Origin of the sequence: Kitasatospora sp. MAA19, from assembly GCF_029894125.1 — a bacterium.
Lineage (GTDB): Bacteria > Actinomycetota > Actinomycetes > Streptomycetales > Streptomycetaceae > Kitasatospora.
This window is the reverse complement of the sequence record NZ_JARXYZ010000079.1, coordinates 1-3,960: the sequence shown is the minus strand read 5'-3', so window position 1 is coordinate 3,960 and position 3,960 is coordinate 1. Positions and strand designations below refer to the sequence as shown.

Annotated in this window: 1 protein-coding gene; it reads right to left on the bottom strand. The window is 74.0% G+C overall.

Annotated elements, in window-relative coordinates:
* Positions 1 to 3,960 (bottom strand): type I polyketide synthase (locus P3T27_RS40785; RefSeq protein ID WP_280686437.1); only part of this gene is annotated, 3,960 nt, incomplete at both ends.

The following is a 3,960-nucleotide window of genomic DNA, read 5'->3' as shown; positions in this document are numbered from 1 at the left end:
TCGCGTAGGACGTCGGTGAGTGACCAGTCGACGAACGGGGCGAGGGCTTGCTCGCAGCGGTCGATCCATTGGGTGAACACCGCGGAGGTGCCGAGTAGGTCGGCTCCCATGCCGGGCCACTGCGAGCCCTGCCCGGGGAACACGAACACCACCTTGCCCCTAGCCGACGCGACCCCCTCGGCGACACGCTCGGCCGGCGAACCGTCGGCGAGAGCGGCCAGCCCGGCCGACAGTTCCTCACCGGTGGCCCCGATGACGACGGCGCGGTGTTCCAGCGTCGCCCGTGCGGTGGCCAGGGAGTGGCCGACATCGGCCGGGTTCAGGCCGTCGAGGGACAGCAGGCGCCGGGCCTGAGCGCGCAGTGCCTCGGGGGTCTTCGCCGACAGCGTCCACGGGACGACGCCGTGGTCCGGTGCGTCGGTCGCGGGCTCGTCGGCGGCGGGCGGCTGCTCCAGGATGACGTGGGCGTTGGTACCGCTGACGCCGAACGCGGAGACGGCGGCGCGGCGGGGGCGGTCGTGGGCCGGCCAGGGCTGCTGCTCGGTGAGCAGGGAGACGGCGCCCGCGGTCCAGTCGACCTCGGTGGTCGGCTCGGTGACGTGGAGGGTGCGGGGGAGGATCCCGTGCTGCATGGCGAGGATCATCTTGATGATGCCGGCGGCGCCGGCGGCGGCTTGGGTGTGGCCGATGTTGGACTTCACCGAGCCGAGCCAGAGCGGCTGTTCGCGGTCCTGTCCGTAGGTGGCCAGCACCGCTTGGGCTTCGATGGGGTCGCCGAGGCGGGTGCCGGTGCCGTGGGCTTCGACGGCGTCCACGTCGGAGGGCTGGAGTGCGGCGTTGGCGAGGGCCTGGCGGATCACCCGTTGCTGGGAGGGGCCGTTGGGGGCGGTGAGGCCGTTGGAGGCGCCGTCCTGGTTGACGGCCGAGCCGCGCAGCACCGCGAGGACCGGGTGACCCAGGCGCCGGGCATCCGAGAGCCGCTCCACCAGCATCAGACCCACGCCCTCCGCGGAGCCGAACCCGTCGGCGTCGGCGGAGAACGCCTTGCACGTGCCGTCCGGAGAGAGACCCTGCTGCCGGCTGAACTCCGTGAACATGTGCGGCGTCGCCATCAGCGCGACACCACCCGCCAGCGCCGCGGAGGACTCACCGCGCCGGACCGACTCCGCCGCGAGGTGCAGGGCGACCAGCGACGAGGAGCAGGCGGTGTCGATCGTGACGGCGGGGCCTTCGAGACCGAAGGTGTAGGAGATGCGGCCCGAGGCCACGCTGGCGGTCACGCCCGTCAGCAGGTAACCCGCCAGCTCCTCCGGCGGCTCGGTGATCCGGGACTGGTAGTCCTGGTAGGTCAGCCCGACGAAGACGCCGGTCCGGCTGCCGCGCATCGACGTCGGGTCGATCCCCGCGTGTTCGAAGGTCTCCCACGCGGTTTCCAGCAGCAGCCGCTGCTGCGGGTCCATCGCCAGGGCCTCGCGCGGGGAGATCCCGAAGAGGTCCGCGTCGAAGTCGGCGACGTCGTGGAGGAATCCCCCGCGCCCGGTCGCCGAGCGGCCCGGATCACCCGGCTTCCCGGACAGCAGCTGCTGCAGGTCCCACCCGCGGTCGGTGGGGAAGTCCCCGACGGCGTCGCCGCCGTCCACGATCAGCCGCCACAGATCCTCCGGTGAGCCGACGGCTCCCGGATAGCGGCACGCCATCGCGACGACGACCACCGGATCGTCGTCGTCCGCCTGCGTGGGTACGGCGACCGGTCCGGTCTCCTCCTCGCCGACCAACACGGACTCGACGTGGCGCGCCACCGCGACGGCCGTCGGATAGTCGAAGACCAGGCTCGACGGCAGCCGGACCCCGGTTTCCGCGGCGAGCCGGTTGCGCAGCTCCACACCGGTGAGCGAGTCGAACCCCAGGTCGCGCAGCGGCCGTTCGACGTCGACGAGCAGTGGATCGGTGTGCCCCAGGACCGCGGCGACCTGGGCGCGCACCACGTCGAGTACCGCCGCCGACCGCGGCGGACCGGACAGGGACCGCACGCGAGCGGCCAGCCCCGGCCCCGTCTCGTCGTCCCGATGGCCGGACGCCGCCGCCACGAGGGCGCGGACCTCGGGAAGGTCCTCGATGAGCGGCCGGGTCCGGGCCTCGGAGTAGGCGAGGTGGAACCGGTCCCAGTGGATGTCGGCCACCATGGTGGTCGCACGGTCCTCGTCGGCACCGAGAGCGAGGACCGCCAGAGCCAGCTCGGGTTCGAGGGGCAGAGCTCCGTGGCGCTGGAGCCGGTCCTGCACGCCGTCGACCGCGGCCATGCCGTCCCCCGCCCACGGGCCCCAGGCGTAGGAGGTCGCGGGCAGACCCAGGGAACGCCGGTGTTCGGCCAGCGCGTCCAGATAGGCGTTGCCGGGTGCGTACCCCCCTTGGCCGGGGATACCGAGCACTCCGGCGATCGAGGAGAACAGCACGAACTCGTCCAGCTCCGCCGTGAGTTCGTGCAGGTGCCGCGCACCCTCCGCCTTGACCCGCAGCACCCGGTCGAGCTGGCCGACCGTCAGGGAGTGCACCACCGCGTCGTCGAGCACGCCCGCCGTGTGGAACACGGAGGTCACCGCGAACTCGGCGAGCAAGCGCGCCACGTCGGACCGGTCGCCCACGTCGCACGCCACGACGGCGACCTCGGCATCGAGCGCCCGCAACTCCGCGGCGAGTGCGTCCGCGCCCGGAGCCTGCGGTCCACGCCGGCTCGCCAGCACCAGCCGCCCGGCGCCCTGCTGGACGAGCTGCCGCGCGACCCGCGCGCCGAGCGCGCCGGTGCCGCCGGTGACGAGTACCGTGCCGCGCGTCCGACGTTCCGTCGTGACCGGGGTCGTCGCCCCGGCGTGCACCAGCCGGCGCGCGAAGGAGCCGGACCCACGGACGGCGACCTGGTCCTCGCTGCGCTGCGCCAGTACGGCCAGCAGCCATGCGACCGCCTGCTCGCTGGGGAGCTCGGGAAGGTCCACGAGCCCGCCCCAGCGTTCGGGCTGCTCCAGGGCGACCACCCGTCCGAGGCCCCACGCCTGGCTCTGCGCGGGGTTGCGCAGGGCGTCCGCCCGGTCCACTGCGACCGCGCCCGAGGTGAGGGTCCACAACGGGACGTCCAGGCCGGCGTCGGCGAGCGCATGGATCAGCGTCAGCGTGGCGGCCGTGCCCGTCGGGACGGCACCGTGTTGCGGAGCCACGGCGTCACCCGTCGGAAGCAGCGACAGCACCGCGTCCACGTCGCGGGGCAGCAGGGCGCCCAGCGCGGCGCGGTCCTCGGCGCCGAGCCGGAGCTCCACCACCTCGGCTCCACCCGTGCGCAGCCCGTCCCGCGCCGCCTGCGCCCAAGCGGCATCGTGCTCGCCGTCCGGGGTGACGACCAGCCACGTGCCGGTCGGCGCGCCGCGGCCGATGCCGGTCGACGGCACCCACTCGACCGTGTAGCGCAGGGCGTCGAGGCGGCTGCTCGCGCGGCGCAGCTCGCGGCGGCGGGCCAGCGCGGGCAGCGCCTGCCGCAACCAGTCCGGCTGATCCCCGCGCAGCCCCAGCACCGAGGCGACGGCGTCGGTGTCGGCTGCTTCCACGGCCTCCCAGAACTCCTCGTCGCCACCGCCGGTCGTCGCCGCGAGCCCGGCCGGCGTGTCGATCCAGTAGCGCGTGCGCTGGAAGGGGTAGGTGGGCAGGACGATCCGCCGGCCGCCGGGGTACTGCGCGGCCCAGTCGACGGGCAGGCCGCGGACCCACGCCTGCGCGGCGGAGGTGAGGAGGTTGGCCTGGCTGCCGTGATCGCGCCGAAGGGAACCGACGGCGGCGACGTCGGACTCGGCGACGTCGGCCGTGTCCTGGAGCGACGCGATGAGTACGGGGTGGGCGCTGGGTTCGATGAAGGTGGTGTGGTGGGTGGTGATGAGGGTTTGGGCGGTGGGGTGGAAGAGGACGGGGTTGCGGAGG